Source organism: Clostridium sp. (assembly GCF_047718555.1).
In the GTDB taxonomy this organism is placed as follows: Bacteria; Bacillota; Clostridia; order Clostridiales; family Clostridiaceae; genus Clostridium_I.
On sequence record NZ_JBDNRK010000057.1, the window covers coordinates 1 to 25961 of the forward strand.

Genomic DNA, 25961 nt, shown 5'->3' on the forward strand with positions numbered 1-25961 from the left:
TAAAATTCAGATGGGGTAAAAGAATCCCCACCTGAATTAAGAACTTGCTTCAACAGTTAATTTGATTGTATATGGAATAGACTTCTATAAAAATTATATACAGCTTTAGTGTGAAAAATAACTATTAATGAAAGTATTAGAGCATGTAGTTATTTGACAAATATTAAGAAGGATATGTTACCTTTTTTCATTTGAAATAAATAATTTATGGATTTTTGCAAAGATTATATATATATTTCTCTAAATAAAAATTTATAAATGGAGAAGGTTTGCCCATGAAAGAAAAATTAACATCCTATGAATTTTTCGCCATAATGTTTTTAGCGCCTTACGGAACTGCAAGCTTATTTTTTCTGGCACCAGATACTAAAAACGATATTTGGATTGCATTGCTGTTTTATTCATTAGTTTCTATAATTGTTCAAATGATTTATATAAGTCTTTTTAATAAATATCCTAAAGATTCTTTAGTAACATATTTACCTAAGATATATGGAAAATATATTGGATTTATATTAAATATTATATACATATGGTTTTTTGCCTATGATGCTGCTAGAGATTTAAGGGATTGCACTGAACTTGCAACATCCTTTTCACTGATAAGAACACCTGGGTATATAATAGCATTATTTTTTATAATTATCGTTACTTATAGTGTTTATAAGCGCATTGAGAATATAGGGAACATGGTACAGATAGGCTTTATAATTATGATATTTTCCACTATTCTTGTTTTTATATTATTATCTATAACTAAAGGTGCTTTAAAATATTCCAATATGTATCCAATTTTACACATGAATTTTATAACCCTAATTTCAAAGGGATGGAAACTTTCTATGTTTCCCTATGGTGAATTTATAGCTATGATTATGCTCTATCCCTTTTTAATGGAAAAAAGCAAATTAACGAAAACTGTGATTTTTGTATCAATTTTAGAGGGTATATTTATTGCATTAAACCATATTTTATTTATAATCACCTTAGGATATGAATTTTCCAGTTCCACTGTCTATCCTCTACTTGAAGCTGTTAGACTAATACATATAGGTGATCTTTTAAACAGATTAGACATAATATTTATAGTTATTTTAATGCTGGGTGGATTTTTTAAAATATCCATACTAATGTATGCATCCGCACTAGGTATTTCACAGGTATTTAAAATTAAAAATTGGGGGCTGCTGTGCAGCATATTAGGATTATCAATATTAATCACTTCAATTATAATTGCAGATACTTATCCAGAACACATGCATGTTGGCTGGGATATTGGTCTTGTGTATATTTTCCCTCCACTTATCATTATAGTTCCGCTAATATCACTTGGAATCTATTATGTGAGGAAATTGTATACCTCAAAACCATAAAATATAAATCTAAAACTTCTAAAGGCATAAAGCTATAATGAAATTTTATTTACATCTTACAAGTTGTATTTATAATAATGGAATATGTTGAATAATATGATATAATTTTCATAGAAATCAATACAGACTAGTAGATTATCGTTACTATTCCAAAAGATATTGATAATGACGGATTTATTGAATTTGGACAAATGGACGTGGATACTAACAGTACAGATCAATCTATGGCCGGAAGTGATAAAATAATAACTTGGTTTAAAGCTGGTGCTACTGGTGAAGTAAAGGAAGTAAAAAAAGATTATGTTAAAAATAATATATGAGAAATTTTCTCACAAGTATTCATTATTTAAAGCAAATATAGTATTATAACAATAAGTATGTGAGAAAAATGTTAATACAGTTTAATTTTAAAAATTTTAAAAGTTTTAGAGACATGGCTACATTGGATATGTCAGCGACTTCTATTACAGAACACCCTTACAATCTCATAAATGTTAATAAGGATGAAAAATATATTAAAATTGCAGCTATTTATGGTGCAAACGCCAGTGGTAAAAGTTCAGTAATACAAGCTTTTGATTTTATGAGAACCTGGATAATAGAATCTTTTAAAATATCAGCTAATATTAATGAAATTCCAATTAAAAGATTTGCTTTCGATGCTGAAAGTAAAAACATTCCCGCAGAATTTGAAGTATTCTTTAGATATAAAGGTAATGAATATCAATATGGTTTTTCTTTAGATAATCATAAAATTCATGAAGAATGGTTATATATTAAAAAAACTAATAGTAAAGATAAATATATTTCTCTATTTGAAAGATCAGGCTCTGATATCGAATGTAATTCAAAGCTATTAAAAGGTTCTAATAATTTTATTACTATGGTAGAAGATAAAACATTGTTTCTTTCTATAATATCAAATGCTAAAATTGATTATGCTAAAGATGTTTTTGAATGGTTTTTATTGCTTCATATTATAGATTATGGGAACTTGGCCTTTGAGACTGCATTAACACAGGTATATGCACCCAATATTGAAGATAAAGATTATCAAGAGAATTTAACTAATTTTTTTAAGGCTATAGATATTAATATAGACGGTATTATTGTAGAAAAAGACGATAATGAAAATAATAAACCTAAATATAAAATTTACACAAAACATTTAATGGAGGATGGAAGAGGTTATTATAAAATGGCTCTTTCTGAAGAATCTAGCGGAACCCAAAAGATGTTTTCGCTCTTTTTCTCTTTAAGAGTGTCACTTATACTAGGACTTACAATATTTATCGATGAACTTGATTCAAAACTACACCCGTTACTTTTAAGATATATCCTAATTATGTTTAATGATGAATCTATAAATAAAAATAATGCTCAGCTTATTTATGCCACACACGATAATTATACTTTAACTAAGGATATATTTAGAAGAGATCAAATTTGGTTTGTAGAAAAAGACACTAATGCTGTTTCTCATCTATATTCTTTAGTTGAATATAAATCAGATGATGATAAAAAAGTTAGAAAAGATGCATCTTTTAACAAAGATTATCTTTTAGGTAAATATGGTGCTGTCCCTATATTGAGAGGCTATGATATGTGGATGACAGAAGATGACAGAGCTAAATAGAGGTGGTCATAAGCGTCCAAGAAATGAATCTATTAAAACAATTGGTCCTGGAAATTATTTAATTGTAACTGAAGGTACCGAAACTGAAGTCAATTATTTTAAAAATATAAAACAAATAATTGAAAATTTATTTAGAAATAATATCATTGTTGATAAAATTTCTTTAAAAGTGGAAGGTACAGGCCGATCTACTAAAGTGCTAGTAAATGAAGCTATAAAAAAACGCAGTTTAGGAACTTACAGCGAGGTTTGGGTCATTTTTGATAAAGATGACTAGAACCTAGGACAGCTACAATCCTAGGTTTTTTTGAAAGTGAAGTTACTTATGACAAAGATTACTCATTTAGGATTATTAACTATTTCCCCTACATACTCGATCTCAATATCATTTATATCTGCTATATATTCCACAGAAAGACCTTTTGCATATTGCTTTAGTATTAATTGTCTAATTCCTTCCTCTCTTCCTTCTTCTCTTCCTTTTCTTTCAGCAGTTTTGAGTCCGGCCTTATAATCTCTCATAGCCTTTAGATCATTCTCATATATTTCTCTTTCTTCACTGTCCAGATACATAATATCCAGTTTTTCTATAGCCTTTTTTATTTCTTTATCAACTGCCAGTTCTTTTGGTATTTTATTTACATCTATCTCATAAGCTCTATTTAAAAAGGTTAACCATCTGTCTAAAGTACTAGTTAAATTACTGTAATCCTTATTGAATTTATTTAATTCAACAAAATGCATTTCAAATATATTGGAAAACTCTTTTTTACTTTTTTCATTAAATACTTTGTATACATTGTGAAAATCTTCTTCATTTATATAGTTAAAATCCAGTATGTTTATAGCTATAGTTTTTCTTAGGGTTTCAAAATCATCTCCGCTTTCTATCTGATCCGAATACACCTTTGCCCAATAGTAAAAGGCTCTCTTGTCGTAAAAACTCTGTTCTGCCAGCTGCATCTCTATGTCATACCATACCCCTTTTTCGTCTACGGCTTTTATATCTAGTATGGTCATTTTACCTTTTCTATAATTTGCTATATTGTAGGGATTCTTTAGTTCTATATCTAAAATCTGCTCATCTTCTGAAAGCATTGAATTTATGAAGGATATCAATAATTCTTTATTTTCTAGACTGGCAAATAATTTTTTAAATGCAAAATCTACCTTTGGGTTTAACCTGCACATCATTTTATACCTCCCATTCTATCTATTCTTCTATGCCTATATTATATCCAAATTATATGGAAGCTTCATTATATATTTAAATTTTTTTACATTAAAATTTAATATTTCTATTAAAAAAGAGCCTTCATATAGGCTCTTAAATGTAATCAACAGTTAATAACTCTTCTAATTTTAATGCATTAATCATATTATCAAAAATGATTTCTACTTTTTCTGGAGTATCATATCCCACTTCTTCCACGAATTTTAGTATGGTTTTTGAAAATGGTATAAGTCCTCCATAATTTTTATTTATCCATTTATTGAATTCTACTTCTTCATCATTAATATTAGGATAAATATTTCTTAATTCCAAAGTCTTTTTCACATATAAAGTGTTAATAAATACTACCTGTTCTGGTGAAAGACTTTCAATTGGTTGAATTCCTATAGTTTTAATTTGGATTTCATCATCTTTTTTGTAATTATCATCTAAATTAAACCCATATTTAATGAGCCTGTTATCTATTATTGGATCATATATCATATCATTAATAACTCTACATAGAAGACTACTGTAATTACCAGTTATACCTTCTTTAAATTTAACGATTTTAAAGCCTTCCTCAAGGCAAATTATACGTTGAAGTTCATGGGCAGCCCCAAAGGCTTCCTCTAAGGATATTGGCACATTTTTTACTGCAATACAATGAGGATTACCATCTATAAATGGCAGTGTTCCATAGGACATATTTGCCCCTGAATTGATGGTCTTTTTCAGGCACAGTAATTTCCTTTTAATTTTTTGTCTTTCGTTTTCGTAAAATATATTAAAATATTGGCTTTCGCTTTTTATTTTACTAAGCATATATTCTTCATCATAATACTTTAAATTTTGTTTCTCTAATTCTTCTAAAAAATTCCTACCCATGCAACAATTTTTATACTTTTTACCACTCATACATGGGCAAGGATCATTTCTGCTTATTTTGTTCAACAATATCACCATCCCATAGATATTATATCACAAACATATGTAACCCTTTATATATTTTTACATACTCTATTTATGTAGTAAATTTTATGGAGGTAGTTATGTACTACAGAGCTTATAATGAAAACTCTAACTCAAAGGATAATTTAATCACTAATGAGGATTTTGGCGATAGAGTTAATCCCTCTATCAATCCTAATCCTTCTGTTAATCCTAATCCTTCTATTAATCCTGCTATTAATCCTAATCCATCTAATTATGCCAATAAAAAACCTTATAAATCACCACATACATTTAATTGCCCTATGACGCACCCTAACTCACATATGTCTCAGCCAATGTACAATCCAATGGATGATATGAGTTATGATTATGATGACGACTATGATGATTATGATGACGGTTATGATGATGGATACGATGATGGACTTAGCGATGCTTATGACGACAGCTACGACGACGATGACCCAGATCCTGATCCTCGTCGCCGTAGACGCCGCAGAAGACGTAGACGAAGAAGAAGACGTAGACCTAGACCTATGCCTTATGGACCTATGACCCACGGACCTATGCCTTATAGATCTTGGATATATTGAAGCAAAACTTAAAAGGGGCATTCCACTTGGTATGCCCCTATACAATATATATCGTCTATTCCTCTATTTTTAGTTTATAAAATTAAACTATTTTATTCTCCAGCACTCCTATATTCTCCACTTCACATTGAACTACATCACCTTTTTGTAAGAACCTAGGAGGTTTAAATCCCATTCCAACTCCTGAGGGGGTGCCTGTGGCTATAATATCCCCTGCCCTTAGTGTCATTCCCTGGGAAATATCGTGAATTATAGTCGGAATATCAAATATAAAGTTTTTAGTATTAGAATTCTGTCTAAGTTCTCCATTTACTTTACTGGAGAGATCTAATTCTATAGGAAATTTAAGCTCACTTTTATGAACTATGCAAGGTCCTAAAGAAGTGAATGTATCAAGACTTTTCCCTCTATACCACTGCACATGCCTTTGCTGTACATCTCTGGCACTGGCATCATTCATAATAGTATATCCAAATATATACTCCTCAGCATCTTCTTTAGCTATATTTATTCCATCTTTTCCTATTATAACAGCCAGTTCAACTTCATAGTCTAACTGTTCTGTCACCTCTCCATGGCTGTCTATACTATCTTCTGGTCCTATGGGACTAACTGCACGTTTTGAAAAATATACTGGATATTCTGGTATATCTATAGAGTCATCTTTAAAACTTCTGGCAGTTTCCTCTACATGTTCCCTATAATTAAGCCCAAGGCAAAGTATGTCACTTTCTAAAGTTTCAATAGGTGTACATATTTTTATATCATCTGTAGAATATCCATTTTCTCTTATACAGCCTTCCTCATCATATACTTTCTTTAATAATTTTAAATCATGCCTGCTGGAGTTTTTTATAAGATCCATCATGTCATTGTAGGTTCTGTATAGATTTAAATTATTTATATTTACCACTTTTGTCATATCTCTATTGAACATACCAAGTTTCTTTTCATTGTCTACTAAAAAAGTTACAAATTTCATAAAACCATCCTCTACTCATATTATACTTAATTGTGGAAATTGCATATTACAAGGTTTTAAAAATTAAATGCAATATATAGTACATATTTGTAAATATATATACTATATATAGATGTAATGTAATAAATTAATTATACAATTTCTCAATTATATATCTTGTTCCATATTATAATAATACACAAATGCTGCAGCCTTTATGCCTGCTATATTATACATAGTTACATACTCTGCTTATGGCAATATCATTGAAGCCAAAAGCCTCAGCCTTTACAACCTTTCCATTGGCAACAGCTACTATTTCCTCAAGAAGCTCATCTCCCATTTTTTCAATGGATTTAGTTCCTGCTATTACGGGACTTGCATCAAAATCCATATTTTCCTTCATCTTTTCAAAAGTTATTTTATTTGCAGTCATCTTTAAAACAGGAGCCAAAGCATTTCCAGTAGGTGTCCCTCTACCCGTTGTAAACACTACCATTTGGGCACCTCCAGCTACCAGTCCCGTTACTGATGCTATGTCATATCCCGGGGTATCCATTATGACTAATCCTTTTTTGCTTGGGCCTACACCGTAATCTGTAACTTCCATAATTGGTTTATGTCCACCTTTGTGTATGCAGCCCAGGGATTTTTCCTCCAGGGTGGTTATTCCACCAGCTTTGTTTCCTGGAGATGGATTACCATTTCTTAGATTTTCTCCAGCATTCTTTAGGTGATTTTCATATCTCTTAATAATGTGATAAATTTGCTCCTTTATTTCCGGAGTAGCTGCTCTTTCTGCCAATATGTGCTCTGCACCTATAAATTCTGTAGTTTCACATAGAATTGAAGTAGAACCTAAATCAACTAATCTATCGCTGGCATTTCCAAGTACAGGGTTTGATGCCAATCCTGAAGTTGGATCTGAACCGCCGCAGTTAGTTGCTACTATGAGCTCTGATAATGGATATTCCTCTCTCCTTAGCATTGAAGCTTCCATAACCATCTGCCTTGCATATTCTACTCCTTTCTTTATGGTGGCAGTAGTACCACCTTCCTCTTGAATAACCACCAGCTTAAGTGGTTTATTAGTCTTAGACTGTATTAAATTATGCATATCTTCCGGCTGAGCATTTTCACATCCAAGCCCTACTAATATAGTACCATAAACATTTGGATTAGCGGCAAGACCTGATAATATATCCATGGTAATTTTTAAATCTCCTTGTACCTGTGCACATCCATTCTGGTTTATAATGTGAACTGCCCCCTGTACCTGATTTGCAATTACCCTGGCAGTTTCACTGGAACAGGCGCAGGTAGCTAACACCAATACATGATTTCTTATTCCAACTTTTCCATCTGGTCTTTTATATCCTAGAAAATTCATAATTAACCCCTCCTATTAACCTTCTATTGCTTCACGAATACTTACTATATTATGAGTGTGTATATGCTGGCCTATTTTTATGTCCTGTGTTGCCTTTCCTATTATCTGTCCATATTTGTAAACCAGATCTCCACCCTTTATATTAGTAATGGCGAATTTATGATATATGGGAATGTTTTGAATTATATTTACCACTTTTATTTCTTCTCCATACTTGTAACTGGCAGCACTGCCTTCTTTTAATTCCTCTATTGCCACTGCAACACTATCTTTTGCATTAATTAATAATGAATTGATTTTATTTTCCATAGTTATCATCCCTGCATAATATATTTAGGTTAGTAAAGGCAACCTATAAACCTTCCTTATATGAAAGATGTTAAAATTATAAATCTTTGCTATCTAAAATATCCATTAAAATGTATAATCCGTTTATTAGCTAAATCTTTATCCGATGACTACCATCCGTAATACTCCCATCTTCTATCAAAGTGGGAGATAACGGATGCTACGTCCCTGGATAACGATTTCTAAGTTTCAGCTGGAAAAAAACTCCACCTGGAACAAAGAACTCTGTTTATGGAATAGTTTCCACGTTATTGTCTACACTGCTGTTTACATTAACCTCTGCCTTACTGTTTTGGAGCTTAGGTGATCCATATTTTTTTGCCATTCTATCAACAAAAGGTGGAACTATAATAGCTGTTATAACTACTGCTGCTGCTATTTGTGCCGTAGCTGCTGCAACAAAAGGTGCATAGGTTTTATCAACTAGGGCAATAGCTGCTGGTGTTGCAATTGTATTTCCTGCTGCACTTGCTATAGCAGCTCCTGCATAGCCTGGTCTTCTATTTATAAATTTATCTCCAAGAATTGCACAACCTCCACCAATGATAAATACCATTGCTGCTAAAATCACTCCACTAAAGCCGGCCCTTATAATACTGAAGAAGTTTATTCCGGCTCCCAGTGCAAAGCCAATGAAGGGTATTGTTATACCTACGCCCTGTGCAAAGAATTTTCTGAAATCCACATCTAAATTTCCAAGTATACATCCTATAATTAATGGAACAATGGCAGCAAATAGAGCCATTAAAGGAATATTGGCTAAACCTGATACACCAAAGGTGAGAAGAGCTAAAAAGGGTCCATCATGAATATTCATAATACTTTGCGCTGCAAGGTCTTTTGAATCTCCATACTCTCCCATTAAGGCAAGATACAAGCTTCCATTGGCACCTGTAACAGAACTTATGATAGCCAGAACCGATACTCCCAAGATACCTGCTGTTCCAAATAACTTAGCTATAACAATTCCTAAAACTGCCCCTGCAATATACTTCGATATAAGTAAAACAGATCCTCTTTTAATTGCTTCTGGAGCTTCCTTTATCTTTAGTCCTGTTCCTATAAAGAATAACTGCAGTCCTACTACTGTAGCTGCTGCTGTGTTAGAAAAAACTGCTGTAGTAAAAGATCCTATTTTTAAAGCACCAGGTGCAAAGGTATTAATCAGCGCCGCCAATAATAAGGGTATAACCATCATTCCCCCTGGAACTTTTTGAATGGTTTTCATTATTTTCATAAGACTTCCCCCTAATCTATAATTTTTTATTTATCCTATAATTGGAGCTGGAATATTTAATTTTACAAAATCGTCACATCTATGACTTACAGCAAGCTGGATTCATTGATTATTAGTTTGGCTCTTATGAGGATTTCTTTAATTTCTTCTACCTGACTTTCACTTAGACCAGAAGCGGGACTCTTACAGACAGGCTTTATGTTGTATCCTGATAACATTTTCGCTGTCTTAATTGCTGGGATAAAGAAGTCTGATACTGTGTAGATATTCATCAAAACGTTTACAAATAGTTGTAATTTTTCAACTGTATTAAAATCTTTGTCATTATAAGCTTTATAGAGCTTTGCAAATTCTTCTGGTGCAATATTAGTTAATCCTCCAATAAGTCCATTTCCACCAGATAATAGATTAGGTATAAAATATTCATCAAAACCTGAAAACACCGCAAAATCTTTTACTTCTGATTTTACTGTATCTATTAATTGCCTTGTATGACTTATGTTATCTACTGTATCCTTTATACCTGCAATATTCTTAAATTCCTTTGCCAGTCTTAAAACAAGCTTAGGATTGATATTTACTGCTGTCCTATCAGGAAAATTATATAGAATTAATGGAAGTTTTGTATTTTTAGCTACTTCAGAAAAGTAGTTGTAAAGGCTTTCATCATTTAGTTTAAAATAATAAGGTGATATGACAACTGCATAATCAGCTCCTTCTGCGTCTGCAAAATTGGTCAGTTCTATAACTTCCTCTACTACAGTACCCCCTGTTCCTATTAGAACTGGTACTCTTTTATTTACCGTCTTTATGACAAAGCTTATAAATTTCTTTTTCTCTTCCATTGTTAAAGCAAAGAATTCACCTATGCTTCCCAGAAACAAAAGACCGTTTACTCCTCCACTTATTAAACTATTGATTACCTCTTCATTCCCTTTAAAATCTAAATTCCTATCCTCATCAAGAATTGTTATAACTGGTGTAATGACTCCTTTTAACATAATTTAATTTACCTCCTCCTATGGAAATGCTTATTATATTTACAACTTTCAAAATACTTATTTTGCTTACACACTTATTAATAGCAAGTATGATGCCAAATTTTTGAAATTAATTTTATTTTATATAATTTTAATGTGAAGCCCTGAATTTAAATGGATTATGAAAATAATTAAAAAAAAGTGAATCCTTAAATTACTGAGAATCCACTTTTAAAATCGTTTTCATTTCAAATGTGAAATATGTGATTTCATATTTGAAATTGTATATTTTTTATGTTGCCACATCATATTTATCTATTCTACTTATTGTGAAATATCTATTTTAAATCCTGCTTTTCATTTGCTATCAATTAAATGTATAGTTTTAATTTCAGTTTATAGCTTGTCTTCACTACTAAAGCTTAGTTTTCTCCAAAGTGTAGTTTTACTTATGGAGAGGTCTTTGCACAATCTATCTCTATCCCCGTTATAATTATTTAATAGTACTCTTAAAATTTCACTTTCCATTTCCTTTAGATTGTTTGATAAATTTATCTTTATTTCTCTTTTAACAATCTTCTTTTTTCTCTTGGAATTTAACATTTCCAGTACAAACTCTTCCCGAAGTTCACTGCCTTCACAGCATATTACAAGTGCCTCCATAAGGTTTCTAAGTTCTCTTGCATTCCCCTGCCATTTGCAATCCATAAGACATTTAAAAATATTATCATCCTTCCAATATATTTTTTTATTTTCTCTAATGCACTCCTCTTTCAGAAATGAAACAGCCATGGGTATAATATCCTTTTTTCTTAGCCTTAGAGGTAATAATTCCAATTCAAGGGAGGTAATTCTGTAATATAAATCTTCTCTGAAATTTCCCTTTTCTATTTCCTCTAAAAGATTTCTATTAGTAGCACATATTATTCTCACATTTATTGGTATAACCTTATCTCCACCTATTTTTCTTATTTCCTTTTCCTGAAGTACCCTCAATAATTTTGACTGAAAGCCAAGAGATATTTCACCAATTTCATCCAGGAACAGTGTTCCTCCGTGGGCTAATTCAAATAATCCCTTCTTTCCACCTTTTAATGCTCCAGTAAAGGTTCCTTCCTCATACCCAAAGAGTTCACTCTCCAGTAGAGTCTCACTTAAAGCTGCGCAGTTTACAGATACAAAGGGCATATTTATTCTTCTGCTTTCATTATGAATACTTTGTGCAAATAGCTCCTTTCCTGTGCCTGTCTCACCATGAATCAATATTGTACCCTCAGATCTGGCAAATTTAGATGCCTGATTCTTAATTTTTATAATTTCATCACTACTGCCTATAATATCAGCAAAAGTATGCTTAGCTACAAAGCCCTTTTCACTTAAATTTTTTCTTATTTTTAGTTCAAGTTTTTCTATATTTGAGGTCTCCTCCAGTATCATAACCGTATCACAAAGCTTATCCTCAATACATATGGGGACTTTATTGAATAATATCTTTTTTCCATTTATATCAGTAACTATATTTTCCTCTTTATTTTTTTCACTGAGCTTATTTATAATATTTTTAGACAAACATTTATTTATATTATTCCCCAGTACTTTTTCTTTAGAATGGGCCAATATTTTTTCTGCGGAAGAATTATATACCGTTATATTATCCTGTGGATCTACAGTGACAATCCCCTCTCTTACCATATTTAATATAATTTCAAATTTCCTTGCTCTTGCCTTTTCCTTTAAAGTAATTTCCAGTATTTCCTTTGCCTGAATTAAGGCCTGTATAACGGACTCCTCCCCCGATTCCAGCAGTTCACCATGTATACCTTTTCTTAATGCTTCCCTAGTAGCTATCACATCTCCTGCAATGGCATCTACACCCTTATTATCTATTAGATACTGAACTTTTTCTGGAATTTCACTTACCTTACTGCAGCACTCAAAATCTAAGGTTACATCAAGAATTTTATTAAAATAATCACTTTTAAATATGATATTGGAGGTGCTTACAAAGGCAATTTTTTTGTACCCCTTGCTGCTGATGCTGCTTATGGCCCTCAATATATCAAAAGAAGTTACGGGAATATCTATAACCTGAAGGGGAAATTTTCGTCTTAAATATTTTGCTGTTCCTCCTCTGCTCACTAGAATTTTTGTCCCTTCATTTATTTTCTTTTCCACCTGGTTAAACCCCTGATCCAGATTCCCGGCTACAACTGCAAAGGGTATATTAATTGATTTTTTTATTTTTCCAGCTAATTCTTCCAAGCCCTCATAAGGCGCAATTAACAATATTTCATTCATAAAATCCTCTCCACTTAACTTTTTCCATTTATTGCACCCCAGGGGTGTAATTTAATTATTACCATTTACTACACCTCTAGAGTAAAGATTTTTCCAACTGATTATCTCATATCCATCTACGTTTTCCAATAAATATCTTCACTGTTGATATATTTAATTTATTATGATTTAGAACTAAAAAAAGAGCTTTATTACATCCTTGTGATATAATTTTTAAATTAAAAATTCTGCGTTTCTTCTTTCTTCTGCATACAAAAAAAGATCATCATTAAAAATACCATACTAAATATTTCAATTACAGCTAATTTATGAGATAATATTTTTGAACAGTAATATTAATCAATGTTAAAGGGGAAATTTTTTATGCAATCCAAATCTTATTATTCCAAAAGAATAACCTGTATTATTCTATCAATACTCTCATGGGGATTAATATACTTAATTTGTACAAAGCTTTTAAATGATCCTGATACTATAACTGATTCCGCTGCAATCATATTGAGAATTATAATAGTCATTTTGGCAATATTGGGAATATCAACATTTATAAAAACAGTGGACAAAAGACCTATAGTGGAAATTTCAGAGAAAGGCATTAAAATTCAGAGTTTTATATTCTTTAATGTATTTATCAAATGGGATGAATTGGAAGGCGTTAATCAGGAAAAATATACTCAGCTGGTAGTAAATCCTTCAATGATTGGTTTTTCTACAAATTATATGTTAAGATTTCATAGGCGAAGTGGCCGTTCAGTTGCAGTAAATCTATCACTGCTTAATACACAAAATAATGATTTCTTTAGAACTTTAAATGATTTTATAAAAAAATACAATAATGTTTAATTGACATACTCCTTATTAAAATCCACACTTCAGATGTATTTTATAGAATAGTTCCTATTTATTACACCTCTGTGGTATAATTTTTTAGTAGCAAAAACAGCTTATATCAATAATATAAGCTGTTTTTATTTAAGTAGATTGGAATACTCTGTTGACCAAGGTGCTATATGATAAACATATACAATCTCTCCAATCAGCCTGTAAATACATACATATTTATCACATACAAGCATTCTATAATCTTGCTTTTTTAATTCAATGTCTGGGACATGTGCACAGGATAGTGGAAAATCTTCAAGCCTAGCTAGGCTATCTAGTATTTTATCTGTTATTTTTCTTGCGGAAGCAGAACCAACCACAAGCAAATAGTAACTTGCTATTTCATCTAATTCCCTCCATGCAGGTGCTAATATTTCAAGTCTAGATTTAGCCATTGAACTTTTCATGGAGACGCTTTTTTGCTTCTTCTAAAGAGACAGTAGCCTCACCAGCTAATCTAGATTGCTCTGCTATTTCTATCTTTGAACGTAACTTCAATATTTGATCTCTTTTTTCAAAGGCTTCAATGCTCATAACAACGATGTCACCCTCACCATTTTTTGTTATATAAATAGGTTCCTCCACATCATGAGCAAGTGATGATATAGCACTATAATCATTTCTAAGTGTAGTTGAAGATTTAATAATCATTAATATCCACCTCGCATGTATTATTCTGATATTATTATATGATAATTCTACTATAATATCAATAAATCTTATTTAAAAATATTTAAAAGCCATCCCTACGGTGTAACTTATAGCATTTCTTCCATTTATTACACCCCAGAGGTGTAATTTTTTCAAATTACTTTATAACTAACTTCTAGGTAAGTATGTTACATAAAAGTGCGTACTTTGTTTTAATTAGTTAATTACTATATAATAGTAACTGTATTATAAATACACAATCTATTTGAGGAGTGAAATTTATGAGTGAAACATTAGAAGTTATAAAAGAAAGAAGAAGTATAAGAGCTTTTAAAAATGAACAGATCAAAGATGAAGAATTACAGGCAGTTTTAGAGGCTGGCTTGTATGCCCCAAGTGCTATGAATGAACAATCCTGGCACTTTACTGTTATACAAAATGCTGAATTACTTGAAAAGTTTACTCAAATTGCAAAAAACACTTTTGCTAAATCTAATATTGAACAATTAAAGGCTCTGGCAAACAATGATAAATATAAAGCATTTTACAATGCGCCTACTGCTATAATTATATCTGGAAATGTTAAAGCTACTAATACTGAAGCTGATACTGCAGCTGCTACTGAAAATATATTACTTGCAGCTAAAGCCCTTGGCCTAGGTTCTTGTTGGATAGGCAGTATGCCCTTCATATTCGGAAATGGAAACAATGCTGATTTTAAAAAGGAACTTGGAATACCTGAAGGTTACAATCCAATAAACTCCATTGCTCTAGGCTATGCTGCAGCTGAAAATGCTAAAGCTCCTGCTAGAAAAGAAAATAAAGTGAACATAATTAAATAGTGATATTTACTTCTAATAAAAACAGCTTATATCCAAATTTAATTGAAATTTCATTGACTTTTTGATTATGCTGGTAAAAATTGGTGAGGAGTCAGCTCCCCACCAATTTACAATAAATTTATCCAGTCCCTGCTGCTATTTGTTCTATACTCAATCCCATTTTTAATAAGCTTTTTGCCACTTCAATTTTTCCCTTTTCTATGACCTTTTCTATGCTTTTTTAAATTGCCCAAAAAAGGCATAATTGCACAAATCTCTATAATGTGCTATAATTCTATAAAATATGATAAAAAAATTACAAATAAACTCTGTTATTTAAATGAAAATATAAAATTTATATATAACAATATTAAATGTTAATAGCACACCTATCGAAAGGTAGCGCCGCAAAGCTATGGGTCTAAAGAAAATATTTTTCTATGATTGCCAGGTTATCAAAGTATATGATTAAAGATATAAATTATAGATTCTTTGTTATCTTAGGTATGTGAAAATAAATAGTAAGTCAAAGATGCGACGAATATTTTGAATCATACAAGGAAACAGGTTCTGATGATAGTTGAGCTATCTGAGGGTTCTGTTGACGCAGTAGGATTCAAAATAGGCTAGCATACTGACTAGTTATTTATTTGAATATGCCTTAAGGCACCTGCTATTTAGTGAGTGCCTTTTTAGTTGTATATAAAGCATATAAAAAAGGAGTGAAATTAAATTGTGTAAAACTATATAACGTTACATGGAGGGATTTTAAATGATTGAAATACATAATTCAATAGAAAAAGAATTAAATTTAGATGACTATTTAAATTATAATATACGGAGAATAGCTGTACTGTTAGACTGTGATATCATTGGAATAGTGTTATTTGATGATGATAATAAATTCGCCGTATTAAAAAATGCTGTAATTGAAAAAGATAATGAATATAAGAGATTAAATAAAAAAAAGATTAGGACTATTAAGATTACTTCTCAGAGTATATTAAATTTAGTTAAAGAAAAAAGGAAAATCGTAATCTATAAAAATGATAATGACAATCATTATTCTCCAATAATGAACATTAGCTCATCAGAATTACTTATTCCTATTCCAGGCTATTATATGAGTAATAAAGAATCTTCTACCGATATAATTGCCAGTATTTATATAGGAAACTTTAATGAAAATACTAACTTAGCAATAGATGATATTAATCATGGAGAAATTCATCATAGAATATGCAAGATACAAAACTTATATCAATCAATTTATTTAAATCACCAACGAGAAAAGACATTGCTAAATCTACTTAATGTAATGTCTGAAATAGTAAGTGACAATGATCCTTGTGGGGTTTTACATCCCTATCACGTGGCAAACATATCAAAAGAAATAGGTAAAGCTCTGAAACTTGATTACGCTTCACTAAAAGAACTATATATAGCAGGTCTTTTACATGACATAGGTAAGCTTTATATAGATAATAATATTTTAAATAAAGACAGTGCTTTAACAGAAGATGAATTTGAAATTGTAAAAAAACATTCCCTATATGGAGCCAATATTACAAAGGATGTTTTTGCTTTAAAAGATATATCACTATTGGTAAAATATCATCATGAAAGATATGATGGTACTGGATATCCTGATGGATTAAATGGTGAACAAATCCCCTTAGGCAGTAGAATACTTTGTTTAGCTGATGCGGTAGATGCTATGCTGTCACCTAGAAGTTACAAAAAACCTAAAAATGTAGAGTTCGTTATAAAGGAACTTTTAAAGAATAAATCAAAACAATTTGATGATAAAATTGTTGATGTGATGATAAACTTACTTTTAAAAGCAAATGAGGAAACTACAGATATATTGTCCGATACAATAATATGGAGTACTTTAACAATTTATACAACAAAAAATATATATTCTATTGAAGGAACCCTAGGTAAATACGATTTTGGATACTATTTTAAAGCTAACAAATTCAACTTTTCAAATGAACTCAATAAAGATGAAATAACAAGCATTAATTTGTATATAAATAAAAACAACTCTATGTATTCTTATGAAATAAAATCAGATTATTATGAAAACAATACCTTGCATATTTCAACATTTAATTATATTCCATTTGTAGATTCCTTTAATATTTTGTGGAACTTAAATGGTATTATATATTTAAACTCGCTGAAATATCTCGCTATTAATATATATAAAATTGGTGGAAGCAGACTTATGTTTTATATAGATAAGAAACAAGTTGAAGAAGATATGATAGATAAAATTCTAAGTTTAGCAATTTACTTTAAAGGCAAAGAAAACATTGTATTAACGGGAAAAATAGTTAACACTTTTAGAGTTGGCACTAAAAATCATTATGAATTTTTATATATTAATACCAGTGACATTGTAATAGATCACTTGTTTAAGAATATATTTAGCAAGCAAATGGAACTAAGGCGATTTATTACTAAGATAATATAATGAAATAAAAATTTTTGTAGTATAATGTTTGGATATTATGAATGATCATTTTCAAAATTACATATATTGCTAATATTAAACTTGGATTCATAAAATATTGACGAATTCAAGTTTAATATTAGATAAACTAGATAATAAATAAGATTTTACAGCATTAAAAACAGAGCAATAACTCTCTTTATTTCCTTAATTAGTCTTCTAATTGTTTAATCTCTTCAACAGTAAGTCCAGTCCCTGCTGCTATTTGTTCTATACTCAATCCCATTTTTAATAAACTTTTTGCCACTTCAATTTTTCCCTTTTCTATGCCTTTTCTCTCAGCAGTCTTAAGTCCTGCTTTATAATCTCTCATAGCCTTTAAGTCATTCTCATATATCTCTCTTTCTTCACTATCCAAATACATAATATCAAGTTTTTCAAGTGCCTTCCTTATTTCCTTGTCTACTGCCAGCTCTTCTGGTATTTTATTTACATCTATCTCATAGGCCCTATTTAAAAAGGTTACCCATCTATCCAAAGTACTGGTTAAACTGCTGTAATCCTTATTAAATTTATTTAATTCAATAAAATGCATTTCAAATATATTGGAAAATTCTTTCTTACTCTTTTCATTAAATACTTTATATACATTGTGAAAATCCTCTTCATCTATATAGTTAAAATCCAGTATATTTATAGCTACAGTTTTTCTTAGGGTTTCAAAATCATCGCCGCTTTCTATCTGATCTGAATACACTTTTGCCCAGTAGTAAAAAGCTCTTTTATCATAAAAACTCTGTTCTGCCAGCTGCATCTCTATGTCATACCATACCCCTTTTTCGTCCACTGCCTTTATATCCAGTATGGTCATTTTACCTTTTCTATAATTTGCTATATTGTATGGATTCTTTAATTCTATATCTGAAATCTGTTCATCTTCTGAAAGTATTGAATTTATGAAGGATATCAGCAGATCCTTATTTTCTTTGCTTGCAAATAGTTTTTTAAATGCAAAATCTACTTTTGGGTTTAATCTGCACATTATTTATACCTCCCTACGTTTATTTCTTATTGTATTTTTAATTATCAATCAATTAATTCTAAAAATCACTAAAGTCAATTTATTTCACATTTTCTATTAGTTATATTATATCCAAATTCTATAAAAACTTCATTATCTATTTGATAAATTACCTATAATATCTACTCTCATGGATTTGTGAGAACAATTTTCAGCCTGCTGATTTTCTGATTTTGAAGAGTAAATTGGAAATCAAGAGAAACCGGACTTCCATCAAAATTACCGGAAACGATAGCAGTGACAATGATCTCTCTATTTTTCTCATTCGTATCAGTAACCTTTGTTTTGACCTGTGCGCCTTTATTCGTTTCTGTAATTTGCTTGTCAATAGCATCGGGTCCATGGTATTCTTTGCCTTCATCAATAAGGAGCGCATCCTCCGTAAAGCATTCCTTAAGTGCTTCACTCTCGTAAGCATTTGACGCGCTGAAATAAGTTCCGATGGGCTGTGGTAATTTGGTAATCATGGTATTTCTCCTTTACAATTTCATTTTTGGATGAACACGTACTCAGTTGTTGTTTCACACTGTTTGTTTTAGACCAGGTAATTATTATCTGAGTAACTTTATCATCTACATTTTTATTATACCAATCAAAACCTGACGACATTGCGTCAGGTTTTGATTATTAATTTTTATATTTTTCACCTGTTCATCTGCTACAACATCTTCAAGGAAAAACAATTTATATTCTTCCATTTCTTTTGTAAACGCCATGGCATCATCTCCATTAAGTCTTTTTTGAGGATTCTTTCCAATTAAAAATTATTAAATATAAAAAGATCATGTTTAATAATTTTTTTGATATAGTTCACTATAAATTAAAATACAGTTAATATCTATGCAATCAATAGCCTTTATAATTACCTATACTAATATACAGTTGTTAATAAAGTATATATTTTAGAGAAGCTGTCTATATTAGAATTACAAGGAGTGTGATTATAATGGATATTTTTATTGGTGCTTTTGTAGGTGCCACTTATTTAATTGTATTTTCCTTATGTAAGGCAGCAAGTAAAGGTGAAAATTTATAAATTCATTGATGTAAACTCTTTATATATTGAAGGGATTCTATTTTATAGTATCTACTGGTATATTATATATTAAAAGTATATAATATACCTTAGTTGTTTTTACACAAAATTACTTTTGGAGGATTCCTATGAAGAAGAAAAAAATTTTTATTCCCATTATAATAGTACTAGTAATTATAGGCATCATTGGTGGTGCCGGATATTGGATGATCAACAGCAAACTATCAAAGATTAATACTACAAAGATATCAGATAAGCCTTCCGACCTTGGTATAGATACCAAACAATTTAATACTAATACTGATACCAATAAGGATATTGCAAAGAACTACACTAATATACTCCTTATGGGTGCAGACAGCCGTGATCCAAGTACAGATCCTGGACTTGTAGATTCTATAATGATTCTCACTATAGATAGAGCTCACAATAAAATAAAAATAACTTCCCTTATGAGAGACATGCTTATAGATAATATTCAGGGGGAAGGAGCCACTGCTGGAACTACCCAGGACAGAATTAATGTTATCTATAAACAGGGTGGTGGCAAAAATGGAGGCGGTCAATATGCCATTAAAGCCATAAATAGCAATTTTGACATGGATATTAAGGACTACGTAAAAGTAGACTTTACCCATTTTGACAAAATTGTAGATGCTGTAGGTGGTATTGACATGGATGTATCTTCTGATGAAGTAGATATTGCCAACGGATACATAAGAGAAGTGGCAAAACTTGAAGGAACAAAGGCTCCTCTATTGACTCATGGTGGAATGCAGCACTTAAGCGGTATGCAAGCCCTTGGCTATTCCAGAATAAGATATGTGGGAAGACAAGATTTTCAGAGGACAGAAAGACAGAGAGCCGTCTTAACCCAAGTTTTCAGTAAACTTGCTTCTATGAATCCTACTGACGCTTCTACTGCTCTTGATACTATTTTTCCTGATGTTGAAACTTCACTATCAAAAACAGATATTCTTTCAGATATTTCCTATGTAATTACTAACAAGATTAAAACCCTTAATCAGTTTAGACTTCCAGAGGACAAGCCCGGCTATAATTACACTAAAACCATTAATGGTGTGTATTTCTTAGGTTGGGATAAGGCCGGTAATGTAGCAGATCTTCATCAGTTTATATTTGAAGGGGATTTAAAGTAGCAACAAAAGTTTAACTTATTTATTTATTAAAGTAGCTTATATCCATAAGTTTGGATATAAGCTGTTTTCTTTAGAATAGAAGGATTCAAATTTATGCTTAACGCTCAATTCTATCTGGTATACTGATATTACGATTTCGCAAATCTCCTCCTATATTTTCAATAATATTTTTAGCTTTTTCTACATTATCTATTTCCGTCTCCACCGTTACCTTATAATTTATATTTGCAATCTCTTCAAAATTACCCATTCCGCTTACCATGGGACTAGCTGCCTTTGCAGCTGAACCAGCGTCATCTGATCTGTAATTTTCTGTATCCAGTACAAGACTTGATAAACTAGAACCATTCCCTGCGCCAGCCACTCTAGGAGAACGATGCATAGTACTTAGGTAATGCTCATTTAAGTCTACCTTAGTATTTTTAAAGCCTTCACCTTTTAATTTTTCCACTGCTTCATTTGCATTTTTTATTCCGCTAAAAAATCCTTCCACTTTCATATTACCGCCCCTTTATAATATAGTTACAGATTTATTAAATTTCTAATGAACAGTTCAAACTTATTTCACTAGTATTACTTCACAATTTCCATAATATTTTTCCCATAAGTATATGTCTTTATTACAGATACAGTTAAATATAAAAATATTTTATTGGCCAAATTCAATATGTGTGCCTTAATGTAAAAAAACTACCTTTACATAATTTACTACATATATATTGATAAATAGAGGGAAAACTATTATATGAATGAAATTCTTAGATTCACATATCTAGCAAAATACGTTTTAGGTATCTAAAAAGAAATAACAAAGTGCCTGACTGGAGAAAAACTATGAGAAAAAGGAGAATTTTTATTTCTATATTAGTAGTACTTGCTGTAATAATTGTCGTTGCTGCCAGCGGCTATTTAACTGTTAATAGCAAGCTTTCAAAGCTCAAGACTACAAAAATATCGCAAACCCCCTCCAATCTTGGTATAAACACAGAAAAGTTTAATAGCAATAATACCAGCAATGTGGAGGAAAATTATATTAACATATTACTGATTGGTGTAGATAAATTAAATGAAACTAATGACACTGGCCGTGCAGATTCTAATATAATTCTTACACTGGATAAGGTTCACAAAAAGATAAAAATAACTTCCTTAATGCGAGATATGCTTATGAATAACGTAGGAAGCAAAGCTCAGGATAAACTTACCCATGCCTATGCCTATGGTGGACCGGAATTATCTCTAAAGGTAGTAAATGATAATTTACAGATGAATATGAAGGATTTTGTAAAAGTAGATTTTGTAAGTTTTTATAAAATTGTGGATGCTATCGGTGGTGTAGATGTAAATGTAGCTGACAGGGAAATAATGTCTATCAATAAGTATATAAAAGAGGTAGCTGTGGTAGAAAAGAAGACACCTACATATTTAACTAAAGGTGGAATGCAGAAATTAAATGGTATGCAGGCTTTAGCCTATTGCAGAATAAGGTCTGTAGGCAATGGAGATTTTGAGAGAACACAAAGACAGAGGGCTGTTCTCACTGAAATCTTCAATAAAATGTCCTCTGTGAATTTATCTCAGGCTTCCAATATACTTGATACTGTTCTTCCCTATGTTGAAACTTCTCTATCAAAGAAAGATATTCTTTCCTATACCTCTTACGCACTTATAAATAATATAAAAACCGTAGAACAGTTAAGGCTTCCGGAAGATAAAACCGGCTACAGTACTAATAGAATAATCCATGGCGTTTTTTACCTGGACTGGAATAGAGAAGCCAATATTGCAGATCTTCATCAATTTATATTTGAGGGAACTTTAAATTAAATAAAAAGCAGCTTATATATAATTCTGATAATAAAAAGCTGCTTTTTTATTTACTAAAAATAATTCTAATTAACGCTCCCCAGTTATGCAGATTGTATTTTGAACTTCTGAACTATTTCATTGAGCTTTTGTGCAAGTTCAGCCTGACTTTGTGAAGTTTTTGCCACTTGTTCCACTCCCATGGCGGCATCATCTATGCCTTGCTGTATTGTCTCTGCCCCATCTGAAGATTTTTGTGCAATTTCTCCCATGTTTTGCATAGCATCACTTACCTGGCCTACAGTGGCCGTAATTTCCTCTGTCATGGCTGCTATTTCCTCTGACATGGCACTTACAAAGTTTGCATCATTATAATATTGCTCCCCCATACCCCTGAAGATTTCAAATTGAGAATACATATCTTCATTTATGAATTTTAATATTTCATTACTGTTAGAAGAGAGATTTTTAAAGGCATCCTGCACCTTGGCAATTGTATCCTTTATACCTGTTACTGCCTCACTGGATTGCTCTGCCAGTTTTCTAACCTCCTCTGCTACTACCGCAAAACCCTTACCATGCTCTCCTGCTCTTGCTGCTTCAATAGCTGCATTAAGGGCAAGCAAATTTATCTGTTCTGCTATGGCTGCTATAGTATCTGACATAGCACCTATATTTTCTACTACTTTGCCGTCTTCAATGGCCTTTACTATTTTATCCCTGGTTTTTACATACACTTCTTTTATTTCTTTTACAGATTCTTCACCCCTGCTTTGAACTTCCCTGGCTCTTTCCTTAGATTGTACTGAATTATTGCTTCCCTCCATGGCCCTTTCAGATAATTGGTTTATGCTGGCATCTACTTCTTCTACAGAGGCACCGATTTCCTGGGAAGATGCGCTAGTTTCTTGAACTCCGTTGGTTATTCCCTTTATAGCCATATCTATATTTTGAAAGTTTGCATTTAACTCCTGTACCATGGCAGAAAGTTCTTCACTGGAAGCACTCATATCCTGTGAATTATCCATTATGGTTTTGATCAGATTGCTCACATTTTTCTGGGCTGTATTAAGAGCAATGCCTGTTTTTGAAAATTCATCAGTACCAATTATAGTTATTGCTGTAGAAAAATCATATTTAGAAATTCTTTCAGCAAAAGAGCTTATTATTGATAGAGGATTAATTATTTCTCTTGAAAGAATTAAAGCTAAAACTACCGCAGCAATAATTCCAATTATAAGAAATATAATAATATTAGTATTTGCAATATTATAAACTTTTTCATTTTCTGCATTTGTTATTTTTGCTTTATTTACATTTATTTTTATAAGATTATCAATACTGCTAAACATTGGATCCCATTTGCCAGACATTTGCTTATATTGTATTGCTGCTTCATCAAAATTGTTATTATTAATAAGAGTCAATACCTTTTCTTTCTCAGTTCTAAACTCCTGAAGTTGAACTTTATATTTTTCAAATAAAGCTTTTTCACTGTTATCCATTGGAAGTTTTTCATACTGAGTTACATAATTACTATCCTGCTCTGTATTTCCCTGAATATTTTTTAAAATGCTTGCCTTCTTGCTATCATCTCTCACATACATTAATTGAAGTATGTTGGTGTTTACCATTGCTAAGTTTTCCTGCATGTCTATTAGAGCATGTACTCCTTGTAAATTATTATTATACATATTCTCTGAATTTAAATTTGATTTTTTCAAAGAGTTCATACCTATAGCACCTACTACACCAATTATTAAAACTATAATTAAAAAGGCTATAGTTATCTTTACTTTTACTTTTATCTTTCTTAATATTTTCATCGTTTTCCCCCCAAAACTAGTTATTTTATTAAATATGTCTGACATTAATATTATCGCCATACACTTTTAAATCTTTATAAAAAATATGTTAAGTCAGTAAAATACAAGCATTTCTTATAGCTATTCTCAATATTAGAGCAGTTAAAAAGCTGTCTAATATTGTATCGACATGCATTTGTAAGACAACTCTTCTAATTATAATTTTATATATTTTTAACTAACTCAGTTAAGAATAGCTAATTATAAACATATATTTATAATGTATAACCACTTTCAAGGAGGTGTAAAATTAAATGATTTATAATTCTTCCAATTTTAAAAAGGACATTATACTATTTTTTATAATGGGTGCCTTATATATGGTACTGGAAGGCTTATGGCGTGGTTGGACAAACATATCTATGCTGGTAGTAGGTGGGCTGTGCTCCTTTTTAATAGGTAGACTCAATGAAAGGCCAGGCTTCTGCAACTGCAAAATGTGGCAGCAATGTGCTATTGGCACTGCAATAGTTTTGGCCATAGAATTTACTTCTGGAATGCTTCTCAATGTATGGCTTAAGTTCAATATTTGGGATTATTCAAATACTTGGGGAAATCTATATGGCCAGATATGTATTCCCTATGCCGTTATTTGGTTCTTTCTGGTCCCACTAGGTGTATACGGAGATGATTATTTAAGATACAAGATATTTGGCCAAAAAAAGCCAGCGGGATTATTAAAGAACTATAAGGATTTATTTACCTGTGAATAGGACTATGAAAACATATCTAAAATAAAAAAAGCCTGTATCACTTAGATATAGGCTGTTACTCTATTATTTGACTGATTTCAATTTTGCTATGTCATTCCAATTACTGCTTGTAATTATCTCAACATTTGTAATATCTTTTCTTAATCCTTCAATGTCACCTTTTATATGTGCTATGTCATTACTCATCTTATCATGTTCTGCTTTATTTACGTCTGCTTTATGTTCCAGCGCTTTTAATATTTGTGTGTTTTCATCTAATTGTGTTTTTATTGGCTGTAACTCTTTTTTTAGCATAACTTCTATAGCTTTCAATAACTCACTATTTAAATTTTCCATTCAAGCACCTCCGTATTTATATTATATATTATTTACGGCACTATTCAAGATATATAGCGAACTTTTTGCTTGTAAATATTATATGCAGACTAATAACAAAAATTCATTTTTCATAAACAGAGTTCTTTGTTTCAGGTGGAGTTTTTTTCTCCATCTGAAACTTAGA

The 25961-nt window shown here is 31.1% G+C and carries 27 protein-coding genes and 1 riboswitch; of the genes, 11 read left to right on the forward strand and 16 right to left on the reverse strand.

Translation table 11 applies throughout. The features are described 5' to 3' along the window. The first annotated feature begins 275 nt into the window (after positions 1-275). From ABF633_RS17120 to ABF633_RS17135, 4 genes are all read left to right on the forward strand, one after another. Positions 276-1373 (forward strand): GerAB/ArcD/ProY family transporter, encoded by a 1098-nt coding sequence (locus ABF633_RS17120; protein WP_415525252.1) that lies wholly within the window; start codon positions 276-278, stop codon positions 1371-1373. Between the two features lie 191 nt (positions 1374-1564). Beyond that, the gene (locus tag ABF633_RS17125) at positions 1565-1693 is read left to right on the forward strand and encodes a hypothetical protein (protein WP_415525254.1); all 129 of its coding nucleotides are present in this window, start codon (positions 1565-1567) and stop codon (positions 1691-1693) included. A gap of 68 nt (positions 1694-1761) precedes the next feature. Next, on the forward strand, positions 1762-3009 hold the full coding sequence (locus ABF633_RS17130) for an AAA family ATPase (protein WP_415525256.1): 1248 nt from the start codon (positions 1762-1764) through the stop codon (positions 3007-3009). Then, complete coding sequence (locus ABF633_RS17135) at positions 2993-3286, forward strand: RloB family protein (protein ID WP_415525258.1); 294 nt, start codon at positions 2993-2995, stop codon at positions 3284-3286. The genes ABF633_RS17130 and ABF633_RS17135 overlap by 17 nt, the downstream gene beginning before the upstream one ends. A 62-nt stretch (positions 3287-3348) precedes the next feature. On the opposite strand, the gene ABF633_RS17140 is transcribed toward ABF633_RS17135, so the two are convergent. Both ABF633_RS17140 and ABF633_RS17145 read right to left on the reverse strand, forming a co-directional pair. Further along, positions 3349-4200 (reverse strand): Rpn family recombination-promoting nuclease/putative transposase, encoded by an 852-nt coding sequence (locus tag ABF633_RS17140; RefSeq protein WP_415525302.1) that lies wholly within the window; start codon positions 4198-4200, stop codon positions 3349-3351. Positions 4201-4336: 136 nt separating this feature from the next. Next, complete coding sequence (locus tag ABF633_RS17145) at positions 4337-5140, reverse strand: nucleic acid-binding protein (protein ID WP_415525260.1); 804 nt, start codon at positions 5138-5140, stop codon at positions 4337-4339. A 134-nt stretch (positions 5141-5274) separates the two neighbouring features. Here ABF633_RS17145 and ABF633_RS17150 point away from each other — a divergent pair, with 134 nt between their 5' ends. Then, on the forward strand, positions 5275-5769 hold the full coding sequence (locus ABF633_RS17150; protein WP_415525261.1) for a hypothetical protein: 495 nt from the start codon (positions 5275-5277) through the stop codon (positions 5767-5769). 82 nt (positions 5770-5851) lie between these two features. On the opposite strand, the gene ABF633_RS17155 is transcribed toward ABF633_RS17150, so the two are convergent. The 6 genes from ABF633_RS17155 to ABF633_RS17180 form a co-directional block, all read right to left on the reverse strand. Then, positions 5852-6751, reverse strand: a complete 900-nt coding sequence (locus tag ABF633_RS17155; RefSeq protein ID WP_415525263.1) for a fumarylacetoacetate hydrolase family protein — start codon at positions 6749-6751, stop codon at positions 5852-5854. Between the two features lie 208 nt (positions 6752-6959). Next, positions 6960-8120 carry a UxaA family hydrolase gene (locus ABF633_RS17160; protein WP_415525265.1) on the reverse strand — a complete coding sequence of 387 codons (1161 nt, stop codon included), beginning with the start codon at positions 8118-8120 and terminating at the stop codon, positions 6960-6962. 15 nt (positions 8121-8135) lie between these two features. Further along, a complete protein-coding gene (locus tag ABF633_RS17165) occupies positions 8136-8429 on the reverse strand; it encodes a UxaA family hydrolase (RefSeq protein WP_415525267.1) in 294 nt (97 codons plus the stop codon). A gap of 268 nt (positions 8430-8697) precedes the next feature. Beyond that, positions 8698-9705 carry a 2-keto-3-deoxygluconate permease gene (locus ABF633_RS17170; protein ID WP_415525269.1) on the reverse strand — a complete coding sequence of 336 codons (1008 nt, stop codon included), beginning with the start codon at positions 9703-9705 and terminating at the stop codon, positions 8698-8700. Positions 9706-9791: 86 nt separating this feature from the next. Then, positions 9792-10706, reverse strand: a complete 915-nt coding sequence (gene dapA, locus ABF633_RS17175; RefSeq protein WP_415525271.1) for a 4-hydroxy-tetrahydrodipicolinate synthase — start codon at positions 10704-10706, stop codon at positions 9792-9794. A gap of 375 nt (positions 10707-11081) precedes the next feature. Continuing rightward, positions 11082-12983 (reverse strand): sigma 54-interacting transcriptional regulator, encoded by a 1902-nt coding sequence (locus ABF633_RS17180; RefSeq protein ID WP_415525273.1) that lies wholly within the window; start codon positions 12981-12983, stop codon positions 11082-11084. A 363-nt stretch (positions 12984-13346) separates the two neighbouring features. On the opposite strand from ABF633_RS17180, the gene ABF633_RS17185 reads away from it, so the two are divergent. After that, positions 13347-13826, forward strand: a complete 480-nt coding sequence (locus tag ABF633_RS17185; RefSeq protein WP_415525275.1) for a hypothetical protein — start codon at positions 13347-13349, stop codon at positions 13824-13826. Positions 13827-13951: 125 nt separating this feature from the next. On the opposite strand, the gene ABF633_RS17190 is transcribed toward ABF633_RS17185, so the two are convergent. Next, positions 13952-14260, reverse strand: a complete 309-nt coding sequence (locus tag ABF633_RS17190; RefSeq protein WP_415525277.1) for a type II toxin-antitoxin system RelE/ParE family toxin — start codon at positions 14258-14260, stop codon at positions 13952-13954. Further along, the gene (locus tag ABF633_RS17195) at positions 14253-14516 is read right to left on the reverse strand and encodes a type II toxin-antitoxin system Phd/YefM family antitoxin (protein ID WP_415525279.1); all 264 of its coding nucleotides are present in this window, start codon (positions 14514-14516) and stop codon (positions 14253-14255) included. The genes ABF633_RS17190 and ABF633_RS17195 overlap by 8 nt, the downstream gene beginning before the upstream one ends. 281 nt (positions 14517-14797) lie before the next feature. On the opposite strand from ABF633_RS17195, the gene ABF633_RS17200 reads away from it, so the two are divergent. Together ABF633_RS17200 and ABF633_RS17205 are read left to right on the forward strand one after the other, a co-directional pair. Then, positions 14798-15358 (forward strand): nitroreductase family protein, encoded by a 561-nt coding sequence (locus tag ABF633_RS17200; RefSeq protein ID WP_415525281.1) that lies wholly within the window; start codon positions 14798-14800, stop codon positions 15356-15358. 351 nt (positions 15359-15709) lie between these two features. Next, a riboswitch (cyclic di-GMP riboswitch) is annotated at positions 15710-15797 on the forward strand. A 312-nt stretch (positions 15798-16109) separates the two neighbouring features. Then, positions 16110-17819 carry an HD-GYP domain-containing protein gene (locus tag ABF633_RS17205; RefSeq protein ID WP_415525283.1) on the forward strand — a complete coding sequence of 570 codons (1710 nt, stop codon included), beginning with the start codon at positions 16110-16112 and terminating at the stop codon, positions 17817-17819. Between the two features lie 190 nt (positions 17820-18009). Here ABF633_RS17205 and ABF633_RS17210 read toward each other — a convergent pair whose 3' ends face one another. The 3 genes from ABF633_RS17210 to ABF633_RS17220 all read right to left on the reverse strand — a co-directional run bounded on the left by ABF633_RS17210 (position 18010) and on the right by ABF633_RS17220 (position 19595). Further along, a complete protein-coding gene (locus tag ABF633_RS17210) occupies positions 18010-18840 on the reverse strand; it encodes an Rpn family recombination-promoting nuclease/putative transposase (protein WP_415525285.1) in 831 nt (276 codons plus the stop codon). A 167-nt stretch (positions 18841-19007) separates the two neighbouring features. Beyond that, complete coding sequence (locus tag ABF633_RS17215; protein ID WP_415525287.1) at positions 19008-19346, reverse strand: nuclear transport factor 2 family protein; 339 nt, start codon at positions 19344-19346, stop codon at positions 19008-19010. Positions 19347-19451: 105 nt separating this feature from the next. Then, complete coding sequence (locus ABF633_RS17220; RefSeq protein ID WP_415525289.1) at positions 19452-19595, reverse strand: hypothetical protein; 144 nt, start codon at positions 19593-19595, stop codon at positions 19452-19454. 448 nt (positions 19596-20043) lie between these two features. Here ABF633_RS17220 and ABF633_RS17225 point away from each other — a divergent pair, with 448 nt between their 5' ends. Then, the gene (locus tag ABF633_RS17225) at positions 20044-21075 is read left to right on the forward strand and encodes an LCP family protein (protein ID WP_415525290.1); all 1032 of its coding nucleotides are present in this window, start codon (positions 20044-20046) and stop codon (positions 21073-21075) included. Between the two features lie 97 nt (positions 21076-21172). Here the strand turns inward: ABF633_RS17225 and ABF633_RS17230 are convergent, their stop codons facing one another. After that, positions 21173-21574, reverse strand: a complete 402-nt coding sequence (locus ABF633_RS17230) for a hypothetical protein (protein WP_415525292.1) — start codon at positions 21572-21574, stop codon at positions 21173-21175. Positions 21575-21909: 335 nt separating this feature from the next. Here ABF633_RS17230 and ABF633_RS17235 point away from each other — a divergent pair, with 335 nt between their 5' ends. Continuing rightward, a complete protein-coding gene (locus ABF633_RS17235; protein WP_415525294.1) occupies positions 21910-22902 on the forward strand; it encodes an LCP family protein in 993 nt (330 codons plus the stop codon). An 83-nt stretch (positions 22903-22985) separates the two neighbouring features. Here the strand turns inward: ABF633_RS17235 and ABF633_RS17240 are convergent, their stop codons facing one another. Next, positions 22986-24707, reverse strand: coding sequence for a methyl-accepting chemotaxis protein (locus ABF633_RS17240; protein ID WP_415525296.1), 1722 nt, complete (start codon positions 24705-24707; stop codon positions 22986-22988). Between the two features lie 293 nt (positions 24708-25000). On the opposite strand from ABF633_RS17240, the gene ABF633_RS17245 reads away from it, so the two are divergent. Continuing rightward, a complete protein-coding gene (locus tag ABF633_RS17245; RefSeq protein ID WP_415525298.1) occupies positions 25001-25459 on the forward strand; it encodes a putative ABC transporter permease in 459 nt (152 codons plus the stop codon). 63 nt (positions 25460-25522) lie between these two features. Here the strand turns inward: ABF633_RS17245 and ABF633_RS17250 are convergent, their stop codons facing one another. Next, positions 25523-25795, reverse strand: a complete 273-nt coding sequence (locus ABF633_RS17250) for a hypothetical protein (protein ID WP_415525300.1) — start codon at positions 25793-25795, stop codon at positions 25523-25525. Positions 25796-25961 lie beyond the last annotated feature (166 nt).

Excerpts from the sequence above, each read along its gene's own strand:
- ABF633_RS17120 (WP_415525252.1), top strand. The coding sequence starts at position 276 with ATGAAAGAAAAATTAACATCCTATGAATTTTTCGCCATAATGTTTTTA.
- ABF633_RS17125 (WP_415525254.1), top strand. The coding sequence starts at position 1,565 with ATGGACGTGGATACTAACAGTACAGATCAATCTATGGCCGGAAGTGAT.
- ABF633_RS17130 (WP_415525256.1), top strand. The coding sequence starts at position 1,762 with ATGTTAATACAGTTTAATTTTAAAAATTTTAAAAGTTTTAGAGACATG.
- ABF633_RS17135 (WP_415525258.1), top strand. The coding sequence starts at position 2,993 with ATGACAGAGCTAAATAGAGGTGGTCATAAGCGTCCAAGAAATGAATCT.
- ABF633_RS17140 (WP_415525302.1), bottom strand. The coding sequence starts at position 4,200 with ATGTGCAGGTTAAACCCAAAGGTAGATTTTGCATTTAAAAAATTATTT.
- ABF633_RS17145 (WP_415525260.1), bottom strand. The coding sequence starts at position 5,140 with ATGAGTGGTAAAAAGTATAAAAATTGTTGCATGGGTAGGAATTTTTTA.
- ABF633_RS17150 (WP_415525261.1), top strand. The coding sequence starts at position 5,275 with ATGTACTACAGAGCTTATAATGAAAACTCTAACTCAAAGGATAATTTA.
- ABF633_RS17155 (WP_415525263.1), bottom strand. The coding sequence starts at position 6,751 with ATGAAATTTGTAACTTTTTTAGTAGACAATGAAAAGAAACTTGGTATG.
- ABF633_RS17160 (WP_415525265.1), bottom strand. The coding sequence starts at position 8,120 with ATGAATTTTCTAGGATATAAAAGACCAGATGGAAAAGTTGGAATAAGA.
- ABF633_RS17165 (WP_415525267.1), bottom strand. The coding sequence starts at position 8,429 with ATGGAAAATAAAATCAATTCATTATTAATTAATGCAAAAGATAGTGTT.
- ABF633_RS17170 (WP_415525269.1), bottom strand. The coding sequence starts at position 9,705 with ATGAAAATAATGAAAACCATTCAAAAAGTTCCAGGGGGAATGATGGTT.
- dapA (WP_415525271.1), bottom strand. The coding sequence starts at position 10,706 with ATGTTAAAAGGAGTCATTACACCAGTTATAACAATTCTTGATGAGGAT.
- ABF633_RS17180 (WP_415525273.1), bottom strand. The coding sequence starts at position 12,983 with ATGAATGAAATATTGTTAATTGCGCCTTATGAGGGCTTGGAAGAATTA.
- ABF633_RS17185 (WP_415525275.1), top strand. The coding sequence starts at position 13,347 with ATGCAATCCAAATCTTATTATTCCAAAAGAATAACCTGTATTATTCTA.
- ABF633_RS17190 (WP_415525277.1), bottom strand. The coding sequence starts at position 14,260 with ATGGCTAAATCTAGACTTGAAATATTAGCACCTGCATGGAGGGAATTA.
- ABF633_RS17195 (WP_415525279.1), bottom strand. The coding sequence starts at position 14,516 with ATGATTATTAAATCTTCAACTACACTTAGAAATGATTATAGTGCTATA.
- ABF633_RS17200 (WP_415525281.1), top strand. The coding sequence starts at position 14,798 with ATGAGTGAAACATTAGAAGTTATAAAAGAAAGAAGAAGTATAAGAGCT.
- ABF633_RS17205 (WP_415525283.1), top strand. The coding sequence starts at position 16,110 with ATGATTGAAATACATAATTCAATAGAAAAAGAATTAAATTTAGATGAC.
- ABF633_RS17210 (WP_415525285.1), bottom strand. The coding sequence starts at position 18,840 with ATGTGCAGATTAAACCCAAAAGTAGATTTTGCATTTAAAAAACTATTT.
- ABF633_RS17215 (WP_415525287.1), bottom strand. The coding sequence starts at position 19,346 with ATGATTACCAAATTACCACAGCCCATCGGAACTTATTTCAGCGCGTCA.
- ABF633_RS17220 (WP_415525289.1), bottom strand. The coding sequence starts at position 19,595 with ATGGCGTTTACAAAAGAAATGGAAGAATATAAATTGTTTTTCCTTGAA.
- ABF633_RS17225 (WP_415525290.1), top strand. The coding sequence starts at position 20,044 with ATGAAGAAGAAAAAAATTTTTATTCCCATTATAATAGTACTAGTAATT.
- ABF633_RS17230 (WP_415525292.1), bottom strand. The coding sequence starts at position 21,574 with ATGAAAGTGGAAGGATTTTTTAGCGGAATAAAAAATGCAAATGAAGCA.
- ABF633_RS17235 (WP_415525294.1), top strand. The coding sequence starts at position 21,910 with ATGAGAAAAAGGAGAATTTTTATTTCTATATTAGTAGTACTTGCTGTA.
- ABF633_RS17240 (WP_415525296.1), bottom strand. The coding sequence starts at position 24,707 with ATGAAAATATTAAGAAAGATAAAAGTAAAAGTAAAGATAACTATAGCC.
- ABF633_RS17245 (WP_415525298.1), top strand. The coding sequence starts at position 25,001 with ATGATTTATAATTCTTCCAATTTTAAAAAGGACATTATACTATTTTTT.
- ABF633_RS17250 (WP_415525300.1), bottom strand. The coding sequence starts at position 25,795 with ATGGAAAATTTAAATAGTGAGTTATTGAAAGCTATAGAAGTTATGCTA.